A 20381-nucleotide genomic window follows, 5' to 3' on the forward strand; every position below is an offset into this window, starting at 1 on the left:
ACTCTGCGTCACCACCGAATGTGAGACAGGGCCCAGTAAACGGTGTAACTGGGTTGGTCTCGGGTTAGATTCGGTTGTTGGTGAGGCGGCCGTCGAAGGCGATGTCGAAGGCTTGCAGGGCCCGCTTCCAGCGGCTGGTCCAGCGTTTGCGGCCGGTGCCAGTCGGGTCGAGGGACATCACCGCGAGGTAGATGCACTTCAGGGCGGCGTTCTCCGAGGGGAAGTGGCCGCGGGCCCTGACGGCCCGGCGGATGCGGGCGTTCACCGACTCGATGGCGTTGGTGGTGCAGACGATCCGGCGGATCTCGGCGTCGAACTGCAGGAACGGGACGAACTCCGCCCAGGCGTTCTCCCATAGCCGGACGATCGCCGGATACTTCTGGCCCCAATCCTCGCAGAACTCGAGGAACCGGCTCGTCGCGGCGTCCTCGGTCGGAGCTGTGTAGACGGGCTTCAAGGCTTTGGCGATCTTGTCCCAGTCCTGGCGGGCGGCATAGCGGAACGAGGCCCGCAGCAGATGGACGACGCAGGTCTGGACGACGGTCTTGGGCCAGACCTCGCCGACCGCGTCGGGCAGGCCCTTCAACCCGTCGCAGACCAGCATCAGGACGTCCTCGAGGCCGCGGTTCTTCAGCTCGGTCAGGACCCGGAGCCAGTGTTTGGCGCCTTCGCCTCCCTCGCCGCCGGCCCACAAGCCGAGGATGTCGCGGTGGCCCTCGGCCGTGACCGCCAGGGCCATATAGATCGGGCGGTTGGCGACCTGGCCCTCGCGGATCTTCACGTTGATGCAGTCGATGAAGACGACCGGGTAAACGCGGTCGAGTGGACGGGCCTGCCATTCGGCCATGCCCTCCATCACCGAATCGGTGATCGTGGAGATCGTCTGCTTCGACACCTCGGCGCCATAGACCTCGGCCAGATGAGAGGAGATCTCACCATGGGTCAGGCCCTTCGCTGACAACGAGAGGACCATCTCGTCGACGCCGGTCAGCCGGCGCTGACGCTTCTTGACGATCTGCGGCTCGAACGAGCCCTCCCGGTCCCGCGGGACCTCGATTTCGACCGGCCCGACGTCGGTGACGACGGTCTTGGAGCGTTTTCCGTTCCGGGAGTTCTCGCCGTTCTTCCCCGCCGGATCGTGCCGGTCATAGCCGAGGTGATCGCTCATCTCGCCTTCGAGGGCGGACTCCAGCAGCCGCTTCGTCAGCTGCTGGAGCAGCCCGCCCTCACCCGTCAGCTGCAGCCCCTCGGCCTGAGCCCGGGCCACGAGCTCGTTCAGGAACTGGTCATCCACAGCTGCAGGCGCAGCCCCCGCCTCAGACGGCTTGGCTATGTTCTCGCTGGTCACAGGTGCACTCTTCCATGATCGGAGTTACACCGTTCTCTTTACAGTCCCGAGCAAGCCGGACGAGGAGGCGGGGACGCGGGCGTGTCAGCGATCTTGTGTAAGTCGGTTGGTGTCATTGGATGCTGAGCCGGTCCTCGAAGAAGAGTGAGAACTGGTTCAGCGCTTCCTTCCAGTGTGGGGCGACGTGGTTGGCATCGCGCGCTTTGGGGTTGATCTGCTCGCGGACTGCGAGGTAGAGGACCTTCAACGCTGCCTGTTCCGAGGGGGAATGGCCGCGGTTGCGGGTGGCTTTGCGGAGCCGCGAGTTGATCGATTCGACCATGTTCGTGGAGTAGACCACCGTCCTTATGGCCGGTGGGAACGCCAGGTAGGGAGTGAACTCCGGCCAGGCCGACCGCCAGGTCCGCACGATCGCCGGGTAGCGTTCGCCCAGGTCAGAGGCCTCGAACGCGTCAAGGGCCTGTTCGGCGGCCGTCTCGGTCGGCGCTGTGTAGATCGCTCTCAGAGCCGGCACCAGCTTCGGGTGGTCCCGCACGGACGACAGTCTGAGCGAGGCCCTGGTCAGGTGAATCACGCACGTCTGGACCGTGGCCTTGGGCCAGGTCGCGGTGACGGCGTCGGGCAGGCCCTTCAGACCATCGCAGACGACGATGCACACGTCCTCGATACCCCGGTTCCGCAGTTCCGACAGCACCGCCATCCACGTGGTCGCGCCTTCACCCTCGGCTCCAACCCACAAGCCGAGGACGTCTTTGCGGCCGTCCATGTCGACGCCGACGGCCAGGTAAACCGGCTTCGATGTCACCGAGCCAGAACGGATCTTCACCCACAATGCGTCGATGTAGATGATCGGCCAGACCGCGTCGAGGGGCCGGTTCTGCCAGGTCACGAGCTCGTCGATCACGGCGTCGGTGACCTTGCTGATCAGGTCTGGGCTGACCTCGACTCCGTAGATCTGGGCGAGGTGGGAGCGGATGTCGCGCACGCTCATCCCGCGCGCGTAGAGCGAGAGGATCCGGTCGTTGAATCCCGCCAGCCGGCGGGCGTTCTTCGGGACCAGACGCGGCTCGAACTCACCGTTGCGGTCTCTGGGCACCGCCAAAGTGACGGCGCCGGCATCGGTCAGGACCCTCTTGGGCGACGTCCCGTTCCGGGAGTTTCCAGAGCCGTGACCTGCGGAATCTCCGCGTTCGTAGCCGAGGTGTTCACTCATCTCGGCTTCCAGAGCCCGCTCCAGAACAGCCTTGGTGATCTCCGTCAGGAGCCCGCCCTCGCCGAGCAGGGCCGCTCCCGAGGAGTCAGCTTTGTCGAGCAGCCGCTCGACCACCTCGTCGACCGTCTTGTCGCCGGCCACGGACGCGGCCGCTTCGTCTTTGTCTGCCATGACTCGTCCGATCCTCCTGGCCCACAGGCCCGAGGCCGAGCCCCGGGCCAGGCTTCCACATCACGGACTTACACGATCTTTCAGACACGCTCGGGGACGCCGGTCCGTCACGGTGCGGCGGGGGTGTTGGCGGTGAACGGACACCGGGCTGCCCGGTGGTCTTCGGGCTGTGGGTCCGCAGCGGGCCGGTGGTCGCCGGGCCGGTCGCCGGGTGGGTGGGGACGGACCGAGACGTCGAGGGTGAGGTCGTGGGGCTGGAGGATGGTGCGCGTGTGGAAGACGGGTGTCGTGCCGGGTGATCGGGTGACCTCGTAGTGGGGGGTGAGGGTTGCGGTGACGATGGTCATGGCGGTGGTGGCGAAGTGGGTTCCGAGGCAGTTGCGCGGCCCTCCGCCGAACGGCATGAACGCGTACTTGGGCAGCGGGTTGGCGGCGCGGTCGGTCCAGCGGTCCGGGTCGAACGTGGTGGGCCGGTGGTAGTGGCGGGGGTCGCGGTGGAGGACGAAGGGGCTGACGGCGACCTTCTGGCCGGGGCGCAGGGGGTAGCCGGCGAGTTCGGTGGGTTCCTCGATGGTCCGCTGGAGGAACCAGAGCGGGGGGTAGAGGCGCAGGGTCTCCTTCACGACGGCTTCGGTGACGGCCAGCCGGGGCACGACGGCCGCGGTGGGGAGCGCGCCGGCGAGTTCCCGGTCGGCCTCGTCCCGTACCCGCCGACGGACTTCCGGGTGCCGGTCGAGGAGGAGGAGCAGCCAGGCGAGCGCGGCGGCGGTGGTCTCGTGGGCGGCGAAGAGGTTGGCGACGATGACGCTGGTCGCGCCCTCGTGGGTGAGGGCGCCTTCGTCGCACGCGGTGTTCAGGAGGTCCGCGACCACGGAGGGCGAGTCGTCCCGCCTCGTCGTACGCCGCCGGCGTATCAGGGAGGAGACTTCGTCGGCTAGGTCGCGGCCGGCGCGCTGGAGGCGGCGTCGGCGCAGCGCGTGCCAGCGGGCCGGCAGGGGCAGTGTGGGGGGCAGCAGCGCGTCCTGCAGGCGGGCCAAGAGGTCGGGGACGTCGCCGGTCTCGGGCCCGAGGCAGAACTCGGCGATCAGGTGGGCGGTGAGGTCTTCCAGTGCGGGGATCGCTTCGATCCTGCCGCGTGCGTGCCAGGTGTCCGCGTGGCGGACGACGGTCGACGCGAGGCTGTCCCGGGCGGCGCGCATGCTGGTCCGGTTCAGGCCGCGTCCCGCCAGGCTGCGGGCCCGCATCCACAGGGCCAGGTCTTCGGAGGCGCGGCTTCCGTCGGTCGCCTCGCCCAGCAGGTCGCTGGAGATGCCGTAGGTGGTGTTGGTGTGCTTGAGGACCTCCTCCGCCAGGGCGGGCGAGTTCACGATGTACAGGTCGTCGTCGAAGCGGACCAGGTCGCCGTACTGCTGCTGGTCGAGGAGGAAGCCGAGGTGGTCCCGCTCGAACGCGCGCCGGTTGCCGTGCCGCCCGGCCCCCGAGGGGCCGGGCGGCACACGGGAAGACAGCATCTGCTACCGCGCCTGTACGTAGTAGTAGTAATACGCACTGGAGTGGTCCGACCCTCCGAGCGTGCTGCTGCGTTGCACCTTCGCCCCGGAGGGATCGTTGGCCAGGTGGGCGGAGCTCGACGCGGCCTGGGCCGATCCGGCGCTGAGGAGCGCGGCGACGGCGGAGGCGACGATGAGGAGCGACTTGCGGAGGGGGATCAGGGCAGCCATGGCTGTCCTCCTTCGGGGTGGGATGGGCGGCGGTTCCGCCCGGTTCGTTGCCCTCATTAGTCCACCCGCGGCATCCGGGGGTCATGCCCCGGGAACGCGTGGCATGACCCCCGCGCCCGCGTCTGCCACAATGCGGGCTTTCGCGCGCCCCCGGCTCCGCCCGGCCGAGGCCGCCCCGTCGCGCAGCGGAGCGGTTCAGCCCGAGGACGTGGTCGGGCGGCCCCGCCTGGCAGAGGACGTCCCGAAGGCGGGAGCGGCCGCGGCGCCGCCCGTCGTGGCGGGGCGCGCCGGGACTCCACCGGAGACCGGGATCCCGTTGCCCGCCGGGGTCGGTCCGGCGGCGGTGGCCGGCCCGGCCGCGCTCGCCCGGTGCGGGGCGAGGTCCTCGCCCACGGTCACGCCCGGGACCAGGCTGCCGGCCCCCATCAACCCACCGACTCCAGCCTGAAATCCTCAGTAGGCGGCCGTGGTCGCGGAGTGGGACTGCGGCCCCGCCGGCGGCGACGGCGACGACGTCGCGCCCGACCAGCCGGTCACCGCCCGCCGGTGACCACCGGCCGCACCAGCGCAGCGCTCCGGTCCACCGCCGGGGCGCTGCGCCTCGTTGAGGCCAGCACCACCCGGCCGCGAACGGTGGACATCAGCGACTACGCGCGGCAGATGACTGCTCACTGCCCCCTGGCCCCGTCCCTCCAGCGGGGGCTGACGTCCTGGACGGTCTACCGCGCCGACGGCGACGCCGAAGCCGTCCAGGCGGAGCTGTTCCACGGGGGCGTCCAGGCCGCGGAATGGCTGCGACCCTTGCTGAACCGGCCGCACGGCCTGCTGCGGTGCGAGAACATCGTTCTGCTGGGCGACGTACCCGGTACCCGGCACCGTGATTTGCTCGCCTGGCCGCACTGGGTGTTGAAGAACCTCTACGGCCCGGTCGGGGTGATGTTCGGCAAGTTCTACGCGGGAGAAGAGGAAGTCGTCGCGGCCGGCCACCGGATCCCGGCCGCCCCCGCCTCGTTCCTCCCCGTGAGGGCCGCCGTCCGTCGCCGCGACCCACGCTTCCTGAGCGCGACGCCCGACCTGGCCGCCGCGCTCGCCGCGGCCGACGACGACGGCCGCGACGTGTTCGAGCACATCCCCACCGAGTGGACGGAGATCCGCACATGGGCCAGGCACCTGCTCCCCCCGGCGAAGCCGTCGCCCTCCTCACCGGACACACCGGCGAGCCCACCGCGATCCAGCTCCTGAGCGACCGGCGCGGCTCCCGCGCCTGGAAACTCCAGGGCCCCAAGCGTGCCGTCGCGCTGAAGCCAACAACCCCGACGGCGACGACGCCCGCGACAAGGCCGCCGAGATGGCCCAGGAAGACGACCACCTCCTTCGCCTCACCGGCGCCGGCGCCCTCCACCCCGACTACCGGGTGAGCGCCGGGCCGTGGGACGGCGGCCGGTGGCTGGCCGTCAACTGGATCGACGGGGCGCCTCTGTGGCGGGCCCTCGCCCTCGCCCGCGGGCCGGAAGGAGACCGCGCCTCGGTCCGCCCCTGGCTCGCGAGCATCGCCCGCACCTGGACGGAACACCTGGCCCGCATGCACGCCGCCGGGTGGGCCCACGCCGACGTCCAGCCGACCAACACCCTCGTCACCAGCGACGGCAACGCCGCCGTCATCGACTACGCCCTCGCCTGCGGCCCCGCCGACGGCCACCGCCGCGTCCCGTACCGGGGCGCCCTCACCCACACCACCGCCCCCGAGCTCGCCACACAGATCCTCGACACCCCCGCCGACACCCACATCCCCGCCCAACCGCCCGCCGACATCTGGAGCCTGGGCGCCTCCCTGTTCTGGTGCTGGACCGGCCGGCGCGCCGTCGCCTACGACGACGGCCTCGACCGGCTGGAGAAGCTGGCCGCCATCGCCCGCGGCACCACCACCGCGCTGCGCGACGTCCGGCCGTGGCCCTTCCCCACGTTCGAGGACGCCATCACCGCGTGCCTGGCCCCCGACCCCGCCGACCGGCCCACCGCGAAGGAGCTGACCGCCGCATGGTGACCCTGCGCGCCCTGGCCCTCGACGACGCACCTGCCCTCACCCGCATTTACAGCGGGGCCTCCATCCGGCACACCACCGGCAGGCCGCTCACCCTCAACCAGGCGCACGACAAGATCCGCACCGCCCTCGCCCGAGCAGCCGACCCCCCCGCGCGCAGTGGAGCTGGGGCATCCTCCACGAAGCCGAGGTGATCGGCCTGATCTCCCTACGCCGACGCACCCCGACCATGGGCACCATCAGCTACATCCTCCGGGACGACAGCTGGGGCAACGGCTACGCCACCCAAGCCACCCGCCAGGTCGTCACAGCCGCCTTCACCACCGCCGGCCTCAACCGGCTGGAGGCCATGCACCACCCCGACAACCCCGCCTCCGGCCGCGTCCTGACCAAAGTCGGGTTCACCCGCATCGGCACGGCCGACCGAGACACCGAGACCGGAACCGTCCCCTACGAGTTGTACGTGCTGGAGACCGGCGGCATCTGAACCAGCGCCCGCGTAGTGCCTACGCTGCACGCGTTTGGCATGCCCTTTCGAGGAAGAGTTCACCAGATGACTGACAACCCGCTCGTGCCCGGGCCGCGCCGGAACATGGCGATGCACAACGACTGGTGGGCTTCGGGCTGGGACCACGTCCTGCCCCGCCAGGGCTTCCCGCTGACCATGCTGATCGGAACCGCGAGCCAGCCCGGCTTCACCGGACCCCTGAACGACCTCCTGCAAGAAATCTTCGACGGCCGCTGGGACATGATCGGCGGCGACCTCGACGGTCCCCTCACCTTCTCCTGGCCCGATGAGGAATGGGACTACGAGGCCGCGCCGGAGGGCCGCGAGGCATGCGAGGCGGCCCGCTGGGAGCAGTTCAGCACCATGCTGACGACAGCCGGCTTCCCGGTGCCCACCACCGTGCGGGACCTGTCCGAGCTCTACCTGACGTGGGGCCTGGCCAGCCGCGAAGAGACGCCGGACGGCACCCGATGGTCCATGCCCGCCGTGCTGCCACTGCCCGGAGACCTGCTGCCCCTGGACCCCGAACTCACCCAGCGCCTCGACGGGATCCGCTGGACCCTGCGCACCGGCCCGCTCCTCGACACCCTCATCGACCACCTGGTCAACGATCTGGGTGAACCGGCAGAGACCCTCACCTCCCTGGACCGGCTGGCGGCAGCCACGGGCCAGGACGTCGACGACGTCCGGCTCGCTCTCGCGGAACTCGTGAAATCCGGCGACGCCCGTGTCCAGCGCGGCGAGGAGCCGGCCGACGCTGAGCGCCAGGAGGCCAACCGCCGCTTCCGTCTGGTCATGGACTGGGAGCACTTCCACGAGAACCGCATCCAGGTGAGCCGCGCGTGACTGAGGCCACGCACGGCACCGTGGGGACCAGCGACACGCGCCTGATCGTGCTCCGAGGCAACAGCGCCTCGGGCAAGTCCTCCGTCGCGTCCGGCCTGCGCGAGAAGTTCGGCCGCAACCTCGCCATCGTCGCCCAGGACAACCTCCGCCGCATCGTGCTACGCGAACGCGACCGGCCCGGCGGCGCCAACATCGGCCTGATCGACCTCACCACCCGCTACGCCCTGGACCACGGCTTCCACGTCGTCGTCGAAGGCATCCTGTACGCCGACCGCTACGGCACGATGCTCCAGGACCTGGAGCGCGCCCACCAGGGCGTCACACGGTGCTACTACCTCCACGTGCCCTTCGAGGAGACGGTGCTCCGCCACGCGACGAAACCAGACGCCGAATACCTCGCGCACGTCAACGAGGGCCACCTACGCGACTGGTACCGAAAGAAAGACCTGCTCCCCAACAGCCTGGAAACCGTCATCGACGCGGCCAGCACCCTGGACGACACGGTCCAACAGATCCTCTCCGAGAGCGGCCTGGACAGCATTCCCCCGATCGACCGCTGAGGGGCGCCACCGCATGTACGGTCATCATCACGGCACCGACGACGGCACACACCAATGCGGCCGCTCAGGCGGTCAGCGTCGCGAGCTCCGTGTTCGCGCGCTCGGTGACCAGGGCGAGGACGCGGCCGGCGGCGGCCAGGTCCTCGTCGGGGATGCCGCCCCAGACGCGGGCGGTGATCGGGGCGGTCTGCGCGCCGACGGCGGCGAGCAGTTCGCGCCCCGTATCCGTGGGGCGAAGGTGCGCGCCGTCCGCGACCAGTAGTTGCTTGGCGAGCAGTTCGTCGAGGGTTGCGCGGATGTTGGCCGGATCGGCCTTGAGGGTGTCCCGGACCTGGGTGACGAGATCATCCGGCGTCCGCGGGGCGTCGGCGGTGACGGCGGCACGCAGGGTGACCTGCTGCTGGAAGGTGATGCCGTGGAGGGCCAGGACGTGCTCCAGGAGGCCGCGGGCGGCGTAGTGGGCCAGGCCGAGGACGCGGGCGTCGGCGGCGGGCGCAGTGGCGGTGGATGCGGTGGTGGTCATGGTGTTGGCTCCTGAGTGCTCTTATTGATCGGCAGGGATGGAGCGAGAGGTACATCGAGCAGGGTTGTCAGCTCTTCGGTGAACACGCCCGTCCGCGGAGCGTCGAGGCCGCCGAGCGGCTCCAGCAACTGCTGATGCAGTTCCTGGACCACTGCGATGGCCTGCCGTGTGACGGTCTGGCCCTGATCGGTGAGGGCGAGCTGTACGGCGCGCGGGTCGCGGGGATCACGGGTTCGCTCCACCAGGCCGGCCGACTCCAGGGCGCGCGCCAGCTTCGAGACGTACAGCGCCTCCAAGCCGGTGTGGTCGGCGAGTTGGCGCTGGCTGGGCCGCTCGCCGGCGCGCTGCATGCCGTGCAGCGACGCGACCAGTGAGTACTGCGCGTGGGTGAGGCCCACCGGAGCCACTGCGCGATCGACTGCGACGCGCCACTTGTTGGCGAGCCGCCACACCAGGAAACCGGGCGTGGGGCCCGGGGAACCCTTGCTCATGGCAGATAGAGTACATGGATACTATGTCCATGGCTACTATTTCTGACGCTGGAGGGGGTGGTGGTTGGTGTGCTGGCCGTTGGCTGGCCTGGGGTGTTGTGGGTTACTGACTTCGGCGCATCAGGGTGAACTGTCCCGAAGTCCCTGATGGGCGTGGTGTGGTGGCTTTATCTGATGGTGTGTGAGGTATGCGGATGGGGGCGGGCTGACAGCTGAGGGTCGGCTGCGCCGGGAATCGGTGCGGATGCAGGCGGTTGAGCTGTTCGAGCAGGGGATCAGGCCGTCGGAAGTGGCACGGCCCTGCGGGTGAGCCGGAAATCGGCTTACTACTGGCATGAGTTGTGGCGGGACGATGGTGTGCGGGCTCTGGCCTCCCGCGGGCCGGGCGGGTCGCGGTGCCGTCTGTCCCCGCGGTGTCTGGAGAAACTGGCTACGTATCTGGAGCAGGGTCCGGCCGTGCACGGTTGAGTGGAGGACCAGGTGTGGACCGCGGCGCGGGTGGCCACGCTGATCGGCCGGAAGTTCCACGTCTCCTACAGCGTCTCCGGGGCGACGAGGCTGATGCACCGGCTCGGCTTCAGCCCGCAGGTCCCCGCTCGGCGGGTGGCCGAGCGCAACGAGACCCCGCCCGGGAACAGGTAGCACCGCAGTCCGTCGCGGTGCGACTGTCCGCTGCCGCCAGCGCGCTCCTCCATGCCCCCGGGCAGGCCGATTATCGGCCCTGCCGCATCCGGTGCGTGGCGATCACGTCGCGGTACCAGGCGGACGCTGGAGCGGACGCCGAAGGACTCCTATGTCGACATCCCACCGGCGGTCGGTGCGTGGGAAGTGACAGCGCTTATATAAATGCTGTTACGATGGACGGCATGGCCGACACCCACGCGCTCGACCCGACGCAGCAGAGCCTCTGGCGGCCCCTGCGTCTGCTGCAGGCGTCCATGGACGCCGACATCGCACAGGTCTATTCCAGCCAGCAGATCGAAGGGCTCAAGCCCAGCTTCGTCATGGAGCTGCTCCGGCTTCACGCCCGCGGACCCCTGACCATCGCGGAACTGGCGGAGTCCGTTCAGCTCACGCATTCCGCACTCAGCCAGAAGGTCGCCGCGATGCGGAAGGCCGGCTGGGTCCAGACCGTCGTGGGCGACGACGCGCGCACCAGGAAGGTGACGCTCACCGACAAAGCCCGCGGCATTGTCGGTCGCCTGGCGGCGGAATGGCGAGCCACCGAGGCCGCCATCGCCGAGCTGGAAGAGGACATTCCCTACCCGCTCTCCCGGGTCGTCACCGATGTCGAAGCCGCTCTGGAGCGGAAGAGCTTCCGCGACCGGATCGCCGAGAAGCTGGCGGAGGATCCCGCATGGGGCTGAAGGGCGCACTCATCGACGTGGCTCCGTTACGGTCGTCGCCACCCTTCCGGAGGCTGTGGATCGGCCAGACCCTGTCGGGTTTCGGCAGCCAGATGACACTCATCGCCGTCATGTTCCAGGTCTGGCAGATGACGAAGAGCCCCGCCTGGACGGGCGCCGTCGGACTGGCCCAAGCGGTTCCGCTCGTCGTGCTCGGCCTGTTCGCCGGATCGCTCGTCGACAGGGTGGACCGGCGGAAGTTCTACCTGCTCATGACCAGCGGACAAGCCGTGTGCTCGCTGCTCCTCGCGCTCCAGGCCTTCTTCGGGCACGCTCCCGTCGCCGCCGTCCTGGGGCTCGTCGCGCTTCAGTCGTGCTTCGTCGCGGGCAGCGGCCCGACCTCGCGCACCTTCATCCCGCACCTTCTCGCTAAGGAACAGCTGGCCGCGGGACTGGCGTTGAGCCGAATCGCCTTCCAGGGCGCCATGCTGCTCGGTCCCGTGCTCGGCGGACTGATCGTGGGCGGGCTGGGTGTCGGAGCCTGCTACCTGATCGACGCCCTAACGTTCGCCGCCGCGTTCTACGGTGCCTTCGCCCTGCCGAAGATGACTCCCGGAGACGAGCCGGCGCGCCCCGGCCTGCGGGGGATGCTGGACGGCCTCGTCTTCCTGGGACGCACCCCCGTCATTCGCGGGGCCCTGCTCACCGACCTGGCCGCCACCGTGCTGTCGATGCCCATCAGTCTGTTTCCCCTGATCAACGCCGAACGGTTCGGCGGCAACCCGCGCACCCTCGGGCTGTTCCTCACCGCGCTCGCCGTCGGGGGCGTCGCGGCGTCACTGTTCTCCGGATCCTTCACCCGGTTCCCACGGCCCGGCCTGGTGATGCTCGGCGGTTCCGCTACCTGGGGCGCGGCGCTGACGCTGTTCGGCACGGCATCCAACCGATGGGTCGGCCTGGCCTTCCTCGTCGTGGCCGGCGCGGCGGACACCGTCTCCGTGGTCTCGCGGAGCACCGTCGTCCAGATGAACACGCCGAGCGATCTGCTCGGCCGCGTCAGCGCGGCCGAACAGATCGTGGGGCAAGCCGGGCCCGACATCGGCAACATGCGAGGGGGCCTCGTGGCGGACGTTTCGTCAGGAGCGGTGGCCCTCGTCAGCGGCGGCCTGCTCTGCGTCGGTGCCGTGGCTTTCGTGGGCATCACGACGCCGGACCTGCGCCGTTCCACCTCGTCCGCCTCGGCCCGTACGGCGACCGCCAGTCCATGAGCCCGGACCGGCGGCGCGCCGGGGGGCATCCGCAGGCGGCCGTCAGTGCGGCGGTGCACTTCCATGCCAGTTCGCTGATCACGGGGAGGTCGAAGGCCATTGCGTTGTACTGCAGCCAGCGCCGCAGGCCGCCGTCCGGCTGCTCGACCACGGTCAGTTCTGCGCGGTCCTGATAACGGATCCGGGGAAGGGCGGCACGGTCCTCGGCCGGGACGCCGTGGACGAGGACTCCCGCAAGGCCCTCGCCAAGGCGGGCCTGGACCCCGCGAAGGGGATGACCACCTCCGAGCGCAACGGCGTGAAGCGCCCGGACATGGTCGACTGGATCGCCGTCGTGAAATCCGCAGAGGCCGAGCAGGCTCTTCCCAAGATGGGGGCCGAACTGGAGCGCGCGGGCTGGAAGCCGGCCCGAGTGGAAGGCAACATCCTCACCTACCGGAAGTCCGGCTGGAGCCTCCTGGCCTCGAGCCTGCCCGGCGGCGCGAAAATGCCAAAATGTCCCCGAAGGCAGCAGCATGCTCCAGCTGAATGCCCACCAGCTCGACGGGGACGAAGGCTGACACCGCGCGGTACTGCACCACAAGCCGCCGCCGCGGACCTCTGCGTCCTGTGGGCCGACCAGGCCCTCGGATCTGCAGGGTGCGTGCTGGTGGTCAGGGCATTTTCGTCCGGATCGCAGGTTGCCCGGCGCAGGGGTCTCATCCGTGACTGAAGGTGAATGCTCATTCACGATCACAGGGTGACCACGCCGGACCGGCCGGTTCCGCAACGACACTCGGCCCTGCGGGAGCCGTGTCCTGAGTGACCGTTTCGACAGCCCGGCAGGAGGGGGACGGTGTTGGATGTACCAGCCCGCGCCCATCCCGGGCGCGGGCCGCGCCGCGGCGCCGCCTGCAAGGCGGACGACGGCTCGGCGCCCTGGGCCTCGGACCCTGTGACTCCGCCCGTGACAACGCCGCGAGGCAGAGGCCTGGCGGCGTGGGCGTGATCCTCCCGCGCCCCACGGGGCGGCGTACCCGGGTCAGCCGGTGAGGACCATCCGGAAGCGCGCGGCACCCGAGAGCATCTTCCGGTACGCCTCATCGGTCCGGCTCAGCGGTACCGCCTCGACGATCGGGCGGATTCCGTGCAGCGCGCTGAAGGCCATGGTGTCCTCGACGTCCTGCGAGGTGCCAGACGGGTGGCCGCGCACGACGCGTCCGCTCATGAGTACCTGCATCGGGCTGATTTCCAGCGGCTCGGGGGCCGCGCCGATCACCACCAACTCCCCCCGCTGCGCCAGGCCGTCCACGGTCGCGGTGATGGCACCGGAATTGGCGGCGGTGGCCAGCACGACCTTGGCGCCCCCGAGGGACCGCAGTGCGTCCGCAACGCTCGTACCTGCCGTGCTGTCGACGTAGTGGTGTGCGCCGAGCTGCTCGGCGAATTCCGCCTTGTCGGCCCCGCGGGCGATGGCCACGGTCTCGAAGCCCATCGCCACCGCATACTGCACGGCGAGATGGCCTAGGCCGCCGATGCCGAGTACGGCGACCAAGTCACCCGGCCGCGCGGAACTGCGCCGCAACCCGTTGTACGTGGTCACTCCCGCGCAGGCCATCGGTGCCGCATCGGTGGCGGCCAGCGCGTCGGGGATCCGGGCCAGGGCGTCGGACGGCGCGATCACCGCCTCCGCGAACCCCCCGTCGTATGCCCAGCCCGGGACCTTGAGGTTCTCGCAGACGATGAAGTCGCCCTGTCTGCAAGGAGTGCAGTGGCCGCAGCTCCCGCCGAACCAGCCGACGGCGACCCTGTCACCGACCTGCCAGCCCCTGTCCTCTGCCCCTTCGCCCAAGGCTTCGATCCGGCCGGCGACCTCATGGCCGGGGACGAGCGGGAACCGCACGCCCGGCACCTTGGCGCCCACGAAGACGGCATCGCTGTGGCAGATCCCGCAGGCATCGACGGCGATGCGCACGTGGTCGGGCCCCGGCTGCGGCACCTCCCGCTCGACGATCTCGAACCGTCCGTCGGGGGAGGTGACCTGCGCGACTCGATACGTACCCATCCGACCCTCTCTCAGACACGATTCGGCGCCCCCGCATTCCAGCAGAACAGCTCCGTCCCGATCGCGCGCGCCGACGGTCACATGCGGGTGGATGCGGAGGCTGTCGTCCGTCACGTGCGGTCACTGTGTTGCTGTCGCGCGGCGGTGTCACCGCGCCAAGAGCGTCAACTTCACCGCAGGTTGATTCACCCGCAAGCGTGGTGGATGTGTGGCGTTTGACGGAGGCTTTCGGTCATGACGGGGTGGGCGGGGAGGGAGCGACGCAGCGGGGGCGGCGGGCCTGCGGCGTGATGCGTGACGGTGTGGCGGGAGCGGTTCGAGGGCGGATTCCGCAAACCCCCGCACGCGGGATTGGCCGAGCCCCTGCCTTCGTCACTTTACGTGTTCAGGCCCTGTCCGGTGCCCTTGCGGCGTGTTCCGGCTTCATCATGGCACGCAGCAGACGCGGCCGATCGGTGGTGCCTTTCAGCAGCGTCGATGCGAAGGAAATCACCATGACCACACCTCCCGTTCCGCTGCGTGTCGCCCTGGCCAACGGCAGCTTGTAGCTGCCGGTTACCCGCGCGCCCGCGGGCGCGGACTGAACTTCGTGACCGACTGGGTCACATGGGGGTTCGCCCTTGACGACACCGTCAACCGTGCCGATGCGCCCTGTCGGTCGTGGCAGCCGTCATCGCCGACACCTTCCGTGTCCTGCACGCCGACCCACGCGGCCCCGTCCCCGAGCCGCTACGTGGGGCCAGCCAGGGCCTGTGGGACCTGATGACCCGCGCAGCCGACCACATGTCCAAGGAGTGGCTGGGCCAGCATCGGACCGACGTGGGGGTACTCCTGCGAGGAATCGTGCACAAGTTCCTGATCGGGGCCTTTCCTGAACCGCCGGACGTCGAGGCCGCCCTGGCCGTCCCCGTGGACGACGGAATGACGATGTTCACCAACGACATCGAGTACTTCGACGGCTTCGAGCTCCCGCTGCTCGCGAAGGCCACCAGCGGCTACGTGCGGATGCGTATCCAACTCGACGAGGCCACCGCCATCCAGAACGACGTCTTCTTCATTCACCGCGACCGGCTCACCGGCGACTCCGACGGCACCGTCAACATCGTCGCAGCCCTCGAACGCCAACACGGCAAAGGAACCGAACACGCCCTCCTGCCAGCCCGCACTATGTATCTGGACCGGCTCACCGCCCTGGAATCAGCCTGCGGCCAATTCGTCGACCAATGCCGCTCCCTCTGCCGTGACAGCGAATCCGTGGCGCAGGCCGAGCTGTACGCGAAAAACGTGTACGACCTGCTGCACGGCACCTGCCATGCCCACGTCTATGTCGCCGCCCGCGGCTACCTCGACGCGCAGCCCACCGTCCCGCCCGTCTCCAGCTGCTCGCGGACTACAAAGACTGCACCCCGGCGCGTCCGTGGGTACAGTGGGGTTTTTGCAGGTGAATGGGGTTGCCCGGGTGGGTGAACTGACTGCTCGGGGCCTGTTGCCGGGGCGGTGGGGCCGGTAGAACCGCTCTCGTGATGATCATGATGATGCGGGCCGCCACTGCGACCGCCGCTGCTCTTGCCCTGTCCCTCCCTGTCGCTGCGGCGCCCGCGCATGCTGCTGGGGAGCGCACTGTGCCGCAGGTTCTCCCGATGGGCGTCGCGGTGACTGTGTTGCCGGTCGCGGCCGAGGACCGGACCGGCTACCAGCGCACCAGCTCGCCGGCCGGCCCCGCAGACGCCCAGACATGCTCCTGGCCGACCGTGGCTACGACCACGACAAGTACCGCCGCCTGGTCTGGGCGACCGGAGTCAAACCCGTGATCGCCCGCCGCGGAGTCCCGCACGGCTCCGGCCTCGGCGTCTACCGGTGGGTTGTGGAGCGGAGCATCGCCTGGCTCCACGGCTTCCGCCGGCTACGGATCCGGTGGGAACGACGCGACGACATCCACGAGGCGTTCCTCGGCCTTGCCACCTGCCTCATCACCCACCGGCACGACCAACGCCTTTGTTACTGACTTTTCCGTTGAGTTGTCGGGGGTGACATCGCATGATCCCTGCGGTAGTTCGTGACCATGAGGTATGCCCAGGGTGGTGGTCTCACTCCGCAGAGGCAGGCCGCGCGGGAGCGGGTGCGCATGCTCGCCGCCGACGACTTTGCGCGGGATGAGAAGAACGTGGTGATAGCCAAACGGCTTCGGGTCAGTGTGCGGTCGGTGGAACGGTGGCGCCGGTCCTGGCGGGAGGGAGGACGGCAGGCACTGTGCATTTCGGGCCCAGCCGGGCGGCCGAAGGTCGACGACAGTGATTTCGCCGTGCTCGAGCCGCTCCTGCTGGATGGCGCGATGGCCGAGGGCTGGGCGGATGAGCGGTGGACGCTCTCAAAGGGTGCGCATGCTGATCGCGGACCAGCTGGGGGTGTCGTTGTCGATCCGCGGAGTGTGGGAGTTGCTGCGGCGGCACGGCTGGTCGTGTCAGCAGCCTGCGCGGCGGGCAGTGGAACGGGACGATGCGGCGGTGGCCGGCTGGGTGAAGGAGACCTGGCCCCAGGCAAAGCCACCGCGGCGGCGCTCGGGGCATGGCTGGTCTTCGAGGACGAGGCCGCCGTCTCGATGACGTCGCACCGCTCACGCACCTGGGCGCCCAGAGGGGGCACGCCCGTGGTGCGGTGCCGACATCGCAGAGGTCTATTCCTGCCCCGGCGCTGGGTCGTCGAGCGGACCTGGGCCTGGATGATGCATGCCCGCCGTCATGCACGTGACTACGAACGGCTCGTCCAACACTCCGAGATGCTGATCACCTGGGCCGCCATCACGCTCATGACCAGGCGACTGACCCGCAAAGGCCCCCGCACCGACAGCTGGACAAGGAAGCCCGAGACATCCTCCGCAGAGCCCGCAGCTCAGTCCGCCGCGGGGACTGGTGCCAGCTGACGTTCCGCCCTCTCAAGCCACGTCAGATACCAGCGGGTGAAAGTCATCGGAGCATCGTGCTCATCGAGGAGCGGCTTCAGGTCCTCGTCATCCGCCCTGTTGTCGGACCAGATTCGCCCACGCTCCGGGCCGCTGATGATCAACCACTCGCGGGCGGCACACCCCAGCGTTGAGATCACGACCGCGCCGACAGTGCGGTCCGCCGACCACATCACGGGTTCCCAGCGCTCTTCCCATGCCTCAATAGCGTCATCGAAGTCCTCGATGTCCTCGAAGTCCTCTTCTTCGGGGTGCTCGGCCAGCAGCGACTGGACAGCTTCAGGATCGGCACCTTCACGCGGAAAGGGCTTGGCCAGACGGGATAGGTCAGCCAGATCGGCTCCATCCCCCTCCCACCGCCAGCGACCCTGAATGAGTCGTACCGGATACACCCCATACGAGGGCCCGGCACCTCCGGCGCCCACCCAGAGGAGGAAGTCGCGGTACTCCCCGGGCAGCGACACACCCATCTGACCTTCGAGGTCGGCCAGCTCTGCCGGGGTCAAAGGGTCCTCAAGGAAGAACTTGTGCCCGATTGCGCCAAAAACACGATCACCGGCCGGCGCGGCAATGAGGGATTGCACCCGCTCCCGCACCCCCACCCATATCGAGTCATCCATGGGCCGAGCCTATGCCGCACGTCGAGGCGGGGCCGAGCAGGGTGGGCTCCGGCAGGCCAGCCTTCAAAAACACGCACTCAAGCGGCACGGAAGGCGTACGCGCCGGCCAACCTCTGCGCAGGTCCCGCACCGCGCCGTCCTGACCTGCGGAATGTCACAACTGGCTCTGCTTCGCGCTCTGTTGTTACACGTATGCCTCACGGCAACGCCTTACGCGAAGGGAAACAGGGTGGATCCGGTTGTGGCAGGAGCGGTTGTGACCGTTCTCGTCAGCATGGTGAGTGGCGCGGTGAAGATCGCACATCGCTGGTTGCGCACGGAGGTGGAGCTCGCGCGCATCGCGGACGAGGGCACCACCGCGCGAGTCCGGTATGCCGTACCGCGAGGTGCGATGCAGGAATCGGCAGGGCACCGGCGGGTCTGGTTCGCTCCCGAGTCGCATGGGGTGGGGGGTGGCTGTGATGGAGGATGCCGCCAGTCCTGACCTGCTTGTGGACTCAACGCCCGAGGTGCGGCCCCTGGAGGCGCCGGCCATAGCGCTACCGGGGCGCCAGCTCGCTTCTACCAGCTCGGGGAGTTCCACCGGCTCGACCAGCGCATTCCCGGCTGCCAGTGGCACCTCCTCGCCACCGAGGGGCTGCTGCCGCCACCCGTCCGCGAGCAGCTCCAGGACCTCATCGGCCGGGACGCGCCCCTTGCCGGGTAGGGGGCGATGTCAGACCGGCCTCGTAGCGTCGAAGACGAGGCCCCGGACCGGACGGGACCCCGGAGGACCGAAGGAGCGGGCCATGGGCGAGATCAGCATCGAGCGACAGCACCTTGACCACCTGCTGGCCGACAGCGCGAGCACGTACGGAGCCCCCTACCAGCGGGCCTTCGCCGAGCTCGCCGCAGCGCACCGAGGCCGGCCCGTCGCCGAGATCCTCCCGCTGCTGCGCCGGGCCTCCGACGAAGCGCTGCTCGGCTTCACGGACGCGGACCTCCGGGAACAGGCACAGGCGATCAGCACGGGCGAGCCGTACGTCCTGCGCGTCACGGTGGCCTGACCACGGTTGTGCCCGTCAGACCGCCCACTACGTGGCGGTCAGGCCTTGCGCCGGGCGCGGCCGGTGTGGGCGAGGGCGTCGGCGAGCTGGTCGTGGTTCATGGACGAGCGGCCCGGGATGCCGGCCGCGGCCGCCTTCTCGTACAGCTCGGCCTTCGTCAGCGCCGCCATGGGACGCCCCGCCGCTATCGCCGGAACTCCCGACGTCCGCGGTCACCTGACGGCGGGGTGACGGGCAGGTCGCGCGTACTTGAACCTCCGCGCCATTCGTTCGGAACCGCAGCGCCATACGCGTGCCGAGACCGTCGGCGTCACACGGCGCCGGGACTGGGGCTGGCTGACGAGCGGGCGACGCGGCGCGCCGTGCGGGAGCAGCGCGGTCATGTGGTGTGCAGAGGTTCCTTGAAGGACCTGCGGAAGACCGGACCCGCGAAGGGGATGATCGAGGACTTCACCTTCGACGTGAACGAGGTGGGGTGCCGTTCGAGTCTTACGTCGACGCGGGTGCCGTTGTCCGTGGGAGTCATGTGAAACTGCCAGCCGCCCGGGCCGAAGGGCACCGAGTCACGGGTGGTGACGCTGACGCTGTTCGCCGAGCGGTCCCATTCGTAGCGTGCACGCTCCCAGGACTTGTCGTTGCCCTCGGTCACCTCCGCCCAGGTGTCGCCCCGCTCGTGGACCTGGAAGTGCTCGGCATCGATGGAAGACCACTCGTCGACGCGGGAGGGGCTGAAGTTCGTCAGCACGCCCATCACCTCGTCCGGGCTCATCGAAGAGTTCACGTGGAAGTGTAGGGAAGGCATGACCTGCTCCCTGGTTCGAGATGACCGCCTCCACCTCCCAGGGTGCGCCTCCGCCCACTGCCGTGCACCAGCAGCCGGAAATGGGCGCGCGGGCCTTGTCCTCCCGCGGGGCGACGAGGTCACGACGGCAGTTCGGTCCCCGCCTGCTCCCGGACCATGTACCGGGCGTACCAGTCGGGCCAGTTTTCGTCCGCCGCAGCGATGCGTGCCTCGTGCTCCCCGTGTGCGGCCGCGGCACGGCGCAGCGCGCTCGCCAGGTCCTCGGCCGAGGCGAACGTCGTGGCCGCGGGGTCGAGGCGTCCCGGGAGCCGTGTGGTGATCTCCTGGAGCAGCCAGCCGTTGCCGTCCGGGTCGCTGAATGACAGGAACGAGCCGTAGCTCGTGCGCTGGGGATCCGGCCCCGGCACCCGGGCCTCCGTCCCGGCGTGGTGGAAGACGCCGCCGGCGTCGTGGAACACCTCGCTCGGCTCGGCGCCGAGCCGTTTCAGCTCCTCGCGTGCAGCGTTGATGTCGTCCACGACCAGGTGCAGGCCCTGGGCCGAGCCGGGCGTCTGGGAGGTGACCGAGGTGCCGAAGATGACCGATGCCGGCGAGCCGGGTGGCGTCACCTGCACCACCCTGAAGGTCTCGTCCGGGGCGACGTCCGCGTCCAGCCTCCAGCCGAGCCGCGTGTAGAAGTCCTTGGCCCGGTCGACGTCGGACACCGGCACCACTACGACTTCGAGTTTCATGTCCATGACTAACCACTCCTGGTTCGTGCAGATGCCGCCTTCGACGAGACTCGCACGGCCGGACGCGGGCCGCGCCCGGGAACCCAGTGGAGGGTGGCCCGGGGAGCACGCCGGGCCCGGCTTCGGAGCGGGCGGCGGCGGCC

24 protein-coding genes and 4 pseudogenes are annotated in these 20381 nt (G+C 69.5%); 16 read left to right on the forward strand and 12 right to left on the reverse strand.

Going from position 1 to position 20381, the window contains the following annotated elements:
- Positions 1 to 64: 64 nt before the first annotated feature.
- The 5 genes from AB5J51_RS39655 to AB5J51_RS39675 form a co-directional block, all read right to left on the reverse strand.
- Positions 65 to 1294, reverse strand: a complete 1230-nt coding sequence (locus tag AB5J51_RS39655) for an IS256 family transposase (RefSeq protein ID WP_369780077.1) — start codon at positions 1292 to 1294, stop codon at positions 65 to 67.
- Positions 1295 to 1460: 166 nt separating this feature from the next.
- Positions 1461 to 2732, reverse strand: coding sequence for an IS256 family transposase (locus AB5J51_RS39660; protein WP_369780078.1), 1272 nt, complete (start codon positions 2730 to 2732; stop codon positions 1461 to 1463).
- 107 nt (positions 2733 to 2839) lie between these two features.
- Positions 2840 to 4243, reverse strand: a complete 1404-nt coding sequence (locus AB5J51_RS39665; protein ID WP_369780079.1) for a cytochrome P450 — start codon at positions 4241 to 4243, stop codon at positions 2840 to 2842.
- A 3-nt stretch (positions 4244 to 4246) separates the two neighbouring features.
- Entirely contained in the window at positions 4247 to 4453 is a 207-nt protein-coding gene (locus AB5J51_RS39670; protein WP_136227472.1) for a hypothetical protein, read from the reverse strand.
- Between the two features lie 195 nt (positions 4454 to 4648).
- Positions 4649 to 4879 (reverse strand): hypothetical protein, encoded by a 231-nt coding sequence (locus AB5J51_RS39675; RefSeq protein WP_369780080.1) that lies wholly within the window; start codon positions 4877 to 4879, stop codon positions 4649 to 4651.
- Positions 4880 to 4999: 120 nt separating this feature from the next.
- Between AB5J51_RS39675 and AB5J51_RS39680 the strand changes: the two genes are divergently transcribed.
- From AB5J51_RS39680 to AB5J51_RS39705, 6 genes are all read left to right on the forward strand, one after another.
- A complete protein-coding gene (locus AB5J51_RS39680; RefSeq protein ID WP_369780081.1) occupies positions 5000 to 5695 on the forward strand; it encodes a hypothetical protein in 696 nt (231 codons plus the stop codon).
- A gap of 106 nt (positions 5696 to 5801) precedes the next feature.
- Positions 5802 to 6497, forward strand: coding sequence for a hypothetical protein (locus tag AB5J51_RS39685; RefSeq protein ID WP_369780082.1), 696 nt, complete (start codon positions 5802 to 5804; stop codon positions 6495 to 6497).
- Entirely contained in the window at positions 6491 to 6688 is a 198-nt protein-coding gene (locus AB5J51_RS39690; protein ID WP_369780083.1) for a hypothetical protein, read from the forward strand. Before AB5J51_RS39685 ends, AB5J51_RS39690 begins: the two co-directional genes overlap by 7 nt.
- Positions 6685 to 6981: a GNAT family N-acetyltransferase gene (locus AB5J51_RS39695; protein ID WP_369780084.1), complete on the forward strand. Its 297-nt coding sequence runs from the start codon at positions 6685 to 6687 to the stop codon at positions 6979 to 6981. The genes AB5J51_RS39690 and AB5J51_RS39695 overlap by 4 nt, the downstream gene beginning before the upstream one ends.
- Positions 6982 to 7047: 66 nt before the next feature.
- Positions 7048 to 7848: a DUF6042 family protein gene (locus AB5J51_RS39700; RefSeq protein WP_369780085.1), complete on the forward strand. Its 801-nt coding sequence runs from the start codon at positions 7048 to 7050 to the stop codon at positions 7846 to 7848.
- Positions 7845 to 8408, forward strand: coding sequence for a kinase (locus AB5J51_RS39705; protein ID WP_369780086.1), 564 nt, complete (start codon positions 7845 to 7847; stop codon positions 8406 to 8408). The genes AB5J51_RS39700 and AB5J51_RS39705 overlap by 4 nt, the downstream gene beginning before the upstream one ends.
- A gap of 64 nt (positions 8409 to 8472) precedes the next feature.
- On the opposite strand, the gene AB5J51_RS39710 is transcribed toward AB5J51_RS39705, so the two are convergent.
- Entirely contained in the window at positions 8473 to 8931 is a 459-nt protein-coding gene (locus AB5J51_RS39710; RefSeq protein WP_369780087.1) for a MarR family transcriptional regulator, read from the reverse strand.
- On the reverse strand, positions 8928 to 9422 hold the full coding sequence (locus tag AB5J51_RS39715) for a MarR family winged helix-turn-helix transcriptional regulator (RefSeq protein ID WP_369780088.1): 495 nt from the start codon (positions 9420 to 9422) through the stop codon (positions 8928 to 8930). Before AB5J51_RS39715 ends, AB5J51_RS39710 begins: the two co-directional genes overlap by 4 nt.
- A 244-nt stretch (positions 9423 to 9666) precedes the next feature.
- Between AB5J51_RS39715 and AB5J51_RS39720 the strand changes: the two are divergent.
- The 4 genes and pseudogenes from AB5J51_RS39720 to AB5J51_RS39735 all read left to right on the forward strand — a co-directional run bounded on the left by AB5J51_RS39720 (position 9667) and on the right by AB5J51_RS39735 (position 12748).
- A pseudogene (locus AB5J51_RS39720) lies at positions 9667 to 10064 on the forward strand (winged helix-turn-helix domain-containing protein).
- 224 nt (positions 10065 to 10288) lie between these two features.
- Positions 10289 to 10789: a MarR family transcriptional regulator gene (locus AB5J51_RS39725; RefSeq protein ID WP_346766506.1), complete on the forward strand. Its 501-nt coding sequence runs from the start codon at positions 10289 to 10291 to the stop codon at positions 10787 to 10789.
- Positions 10780 to 12036, forward strand: a complete 1257-nt coding sequence (locus AB5J51_RS39730) for an MFS transporter (protein ID WP_369780089.1) — start codon at positions 10780 to 10782, stop codon at positions 12034 to 12036. The genes AB5J51_RS39725 and AB5J51_RS39730 overlap by 10 nt, the downstream gene beginning before the upstream one ends.
- Before the next feature lie 217 nt (positions 12037 to 12253).
- Positions 12254 to 12748, forward strand: coding sequence for a hypothetical protein (locus tag AB5J51_RS39735; protein WP_136227481.1), 495 nt, complete (start codon positions 12254 to 12256; stop codon positions 12746 to 12748).
- A 309-nt stretch (positions 12749 to 13057) separates the two neighbouring features.
- Here the strand turns inward: AB5J51_RS39735 and AB5J51_RS39740 are convergent, their stop codons facing one another.
- On the reverse strand, positions 13058 to 14080 hold the full coding sequence (locus AB5J51_RS39740; protein WP_369780090.1) for an alcohol dehydrogenase: 1023 nt from the start codon (positions 14078 to 14080) through the stop codon (positions 13058 to 13060).
- Positions 14081 to 14740: 660 nt separating this feature from the next.
- On the opposite strand from AB5J51_RS39740, the gene AB5J51_RS39745 reads away from it, so the two are divergent.
- The 5 genes and pseudogenes from AB5J51_RS39745 to AB5J51_RS39765 all read left to right on the forward strand — a co-directional run.
- Positions 14741 to 15547, forward strand: a complete 807-nt coding sequence (locus AB5J51_RS39745) for a hypothetical protein (RefSeq protein WP_369780091.1) — start codon at positions 14741 to 14743, stop codon at positions 15545 to 15547.
- Positions 15548 to 15788: 241 nt separating this feature from the next.
- Positions 15789 to 16085, forward strand: a pseudogene (locus tag AB5J51_RS39750) (transposase); the annotation flags it as partial.
- 120 nt (positions 16086 to 16205) lie between these two features.
- Positions 16206 to 16286, forward strand: a pseudogene (locus tag AB5J51_RS39755) (hypothetical protein); the annotation flags it as partial.
- A 175-nt stretch (positions 16287 to 16461) separates the two neighbouring features.
- Positions 16462 to 16683: a winged helix-turn-helix domain-containing protein gene (locus AB5J51_RS39760; RefSeq protein WP_369780401.1), complete on the forward strand. Its 222-nt coding sequence runs from the start codon at positions 16462 to 16464 to the stop codon at positions 16681 to 16683.
- Between the two features lie 71 nt (positions 16684 to 16754).
- Positions 16755 to 17000, forward strand: a pseudogene (locus AB5J51_RS39765) (IS5/IS1182 family transposase); the annotation flags it as partial.
- On the opposite strand, the gene AB5J51_RS39770 reads toward AB5J51_RS39765, so the two are convergent.
- Entirely contained in the window at positions 16970 to 17659 is a 690-nt protein-coding gene (locus tag AB5J51_RS39770) for an SMI1/KNR4 family protein (protein ID WP_369780092.1), read from the reverse strand. The pseudogene AB5J51_RS39765 and the gene AB5J51_RS39770 sit on opposite strands and share 31 nt — an antisense overlap.
- Before the next feature lie 788 nt (positions 17660 to 18447).
- Here AB5J51_RS39770 and AB5J51_RS39775 point away from each other — a divergent pair.
- The gene (locus AB5J51_RS39775) at positions 18448 to 18705 is read left to right on the forward strand and encodes a hypothetical protein (RefSeq protein ID WP_369780093.1); all 258 of its coding nucleotides are present in this window, start codon (positions 18448 to 18450) and stop codon (positions 18703 to 18705) included.
- A gap of 38 nt (positions 18706 to 18743) precedes the next feature.
- Here AB5J51_RS39775 and AB5J51_RS39780 read toward each other — a convergent pair whose 3' ends face one another.
- The 3 genes from AB5J51_RS39780 to AB5J51_RS39790 all read right to left on the reverse strand — a co-directional run bounded on the left by AB5J51_RS39780 (position 18744) and on the right by AB5J51_RS39790 (position 20244).
- Positions 18744 to 18875 (reverse strand): hypothetical protein, encoded by a 132-nt coding sequence (locus AB5J51_RS39780; RefSeq protein WP_369780094.1) that lies wholly within the window; start codon positions 18873 to 18875, stop codon positions 18744 to 18746.
- 209 nt (positions 18876 to 19084) lie between these two features.
- A complete protein-coding gene (locus tag AB5J51_RS39785; protein WP_369780095.1) occupies positions 19085 to 19507 on the reverse strand; it encodes a hypothetical protein in 423 nt (140 codons plus the stop codon).
- Positions 19508 to 19626: 119 nt separating this feature from the next.
- Entirely contained in the window at positions 19627 to 20244 is a 618-nt protein-coding gene (locus AB5J51_RS39790) for a VOC family protein (RefSeq protein ID WP_369780096.1), read from the reverse strand.
- Positions 20245 to 20381 lie beyond the last annotated feature (137 nt).

The organism is Streptomyces sp. R33 (genome assembly GCF_041200175.1).
GTDB lineage: Bacteria > Actinomycetota > Actinomycetes > Streptomycetales > Streptomycetaceae > Streptomyces > Streptomyces katrae_B.

Bases quoted from the DNA above. Each gene is read 5' to 3' on its own strand.
- AB5J51_RS39730 (WP_369780089.1), top strand. From the start codon at position 10,780: ATGGGGCTGAAGGGCGCACTCATCGACGTGGCTCCGTTACGGTCGTCG.
- AB5J51_RS39725 (WP_346766506.1), top strand. From the start codon at position 10,289: ATGGCCGACACCCACGCGCTCGACCCGACGCAGCAGAGCCTCTGGCGG.
- AB5J51_RS39700 (WP_369780085.1), top strand. From the start codon at position 7,048: ATGACTGACAACCCGCTCGTGCCCGGGCCGCGCCGGAACATGGCGATG.
- AB5J51_RS39780 (WP_369780094.1), bottom strand. From the start codon at position 18,875: ATGGCGGCGCTGACGAAGGCCGAGCTGTACGAGAAGGCGGCCGCGGCC.
- AB5J51_RS39665 (WP_369780079.1), bottom strand. From the start codon at position 4,243: ATGCTGTCTTCCCGTGTGCCGCCCGGCCCCTCGGGGGCCGGGCGGCAC.
- AB5J51_RS39690 (WP_369780083.1), top strand. From the start codon at position 6,491: ATGGTGACCCTGCGCGCCCTGGCCCTCGACGACGCACCTGCCCTCACC.
- AB5J51_RS39710 (WP_369780087.1), bottom strand. From the start codon at position 8,931: ATGACCACCACCGCATCCACCGCCACTGCGCCCGCCGCCGACGCCCGC.
- AB5J51_RS39660 (WP_369780078.1), bottom strand. From the start codon at position 2,732: ATGGCAGACAAAGACGAAGCGGCCGCGTCCGTGGCCGGCGACAAGACG.
- AB5J51_RS39740 (WP_369780090.1), bottom strand. From the start codon at position 14,080: ATGGGTACGTATCGAGTCGCGCAGGTCACCTCCCCCGACGGACGGTTC.
- AB5J51_RS39785 (WP_369780095.1), bottom strand. From the start codon at position 19,507: ATGCCTTCCCTACACTTCCACGTGAACTCTTCGATGAGCCCGGACGAG.
- AB5J51_RS39790 (WP_369780096.1), bottom strand. From the start codon at position 20,244: ATGGACATGAAACTCGAAGTCGTAGTGGTGCCGGTGTCCGACGTCGAC.
- AB5J51_RS39760 (WP_369780401.1), top strand. From the start codon at position 16,462: ATGCTGATCGCGGACCAGCTGGGGGTGTCGTTGTCGATCCGCGGAGTG.
- AB5J51_RS39675 (WP_369780080.1), bottom strand. From the start codon at position 4,879: ATGGGGGCCGGCAGCCTGGTCCCGGGCGTGACCGTGGGCGAGGACCTC.
- AB5J51_RS39685 (WP_369780082.1), top strand. From the start codon at position 5,802: ATGGCCCAGGAAGACGACCACCTCCTTCGCCTCACCGGCGCCGGCGCC.
- AB5J51_RS39775 (WP_369780093.1), top strand. From the start codon at position 18,448: ATGGGCGAGATCAGCATCGAGCGACAGCACCTTGACCACCTGCTGGCC.
- AB5J51_RS39670 (WP_136227472.1), bottom strand. From the start codon at position 4,453: ATGGCTGCCCTGATCCCCCTCCGCAAGTCGCTCCTCATCGTCGCCTCC.
- AB5J51_RS39715 (WP_369780088.1), bottom strand. From the start codon at position 9,422: ATGAGCAAGGGTTCCCCGGGCCCCACGCCCGGTTTCCTGGTGTGGCGG.
- AB5J51_RS39770 (WP_369780092.1), bottom strand. From the start codon at position 17,659: ATGGATGACTCGATATGGGTGGGGGTGCGGGAGCGGGTGCAATCCCTC.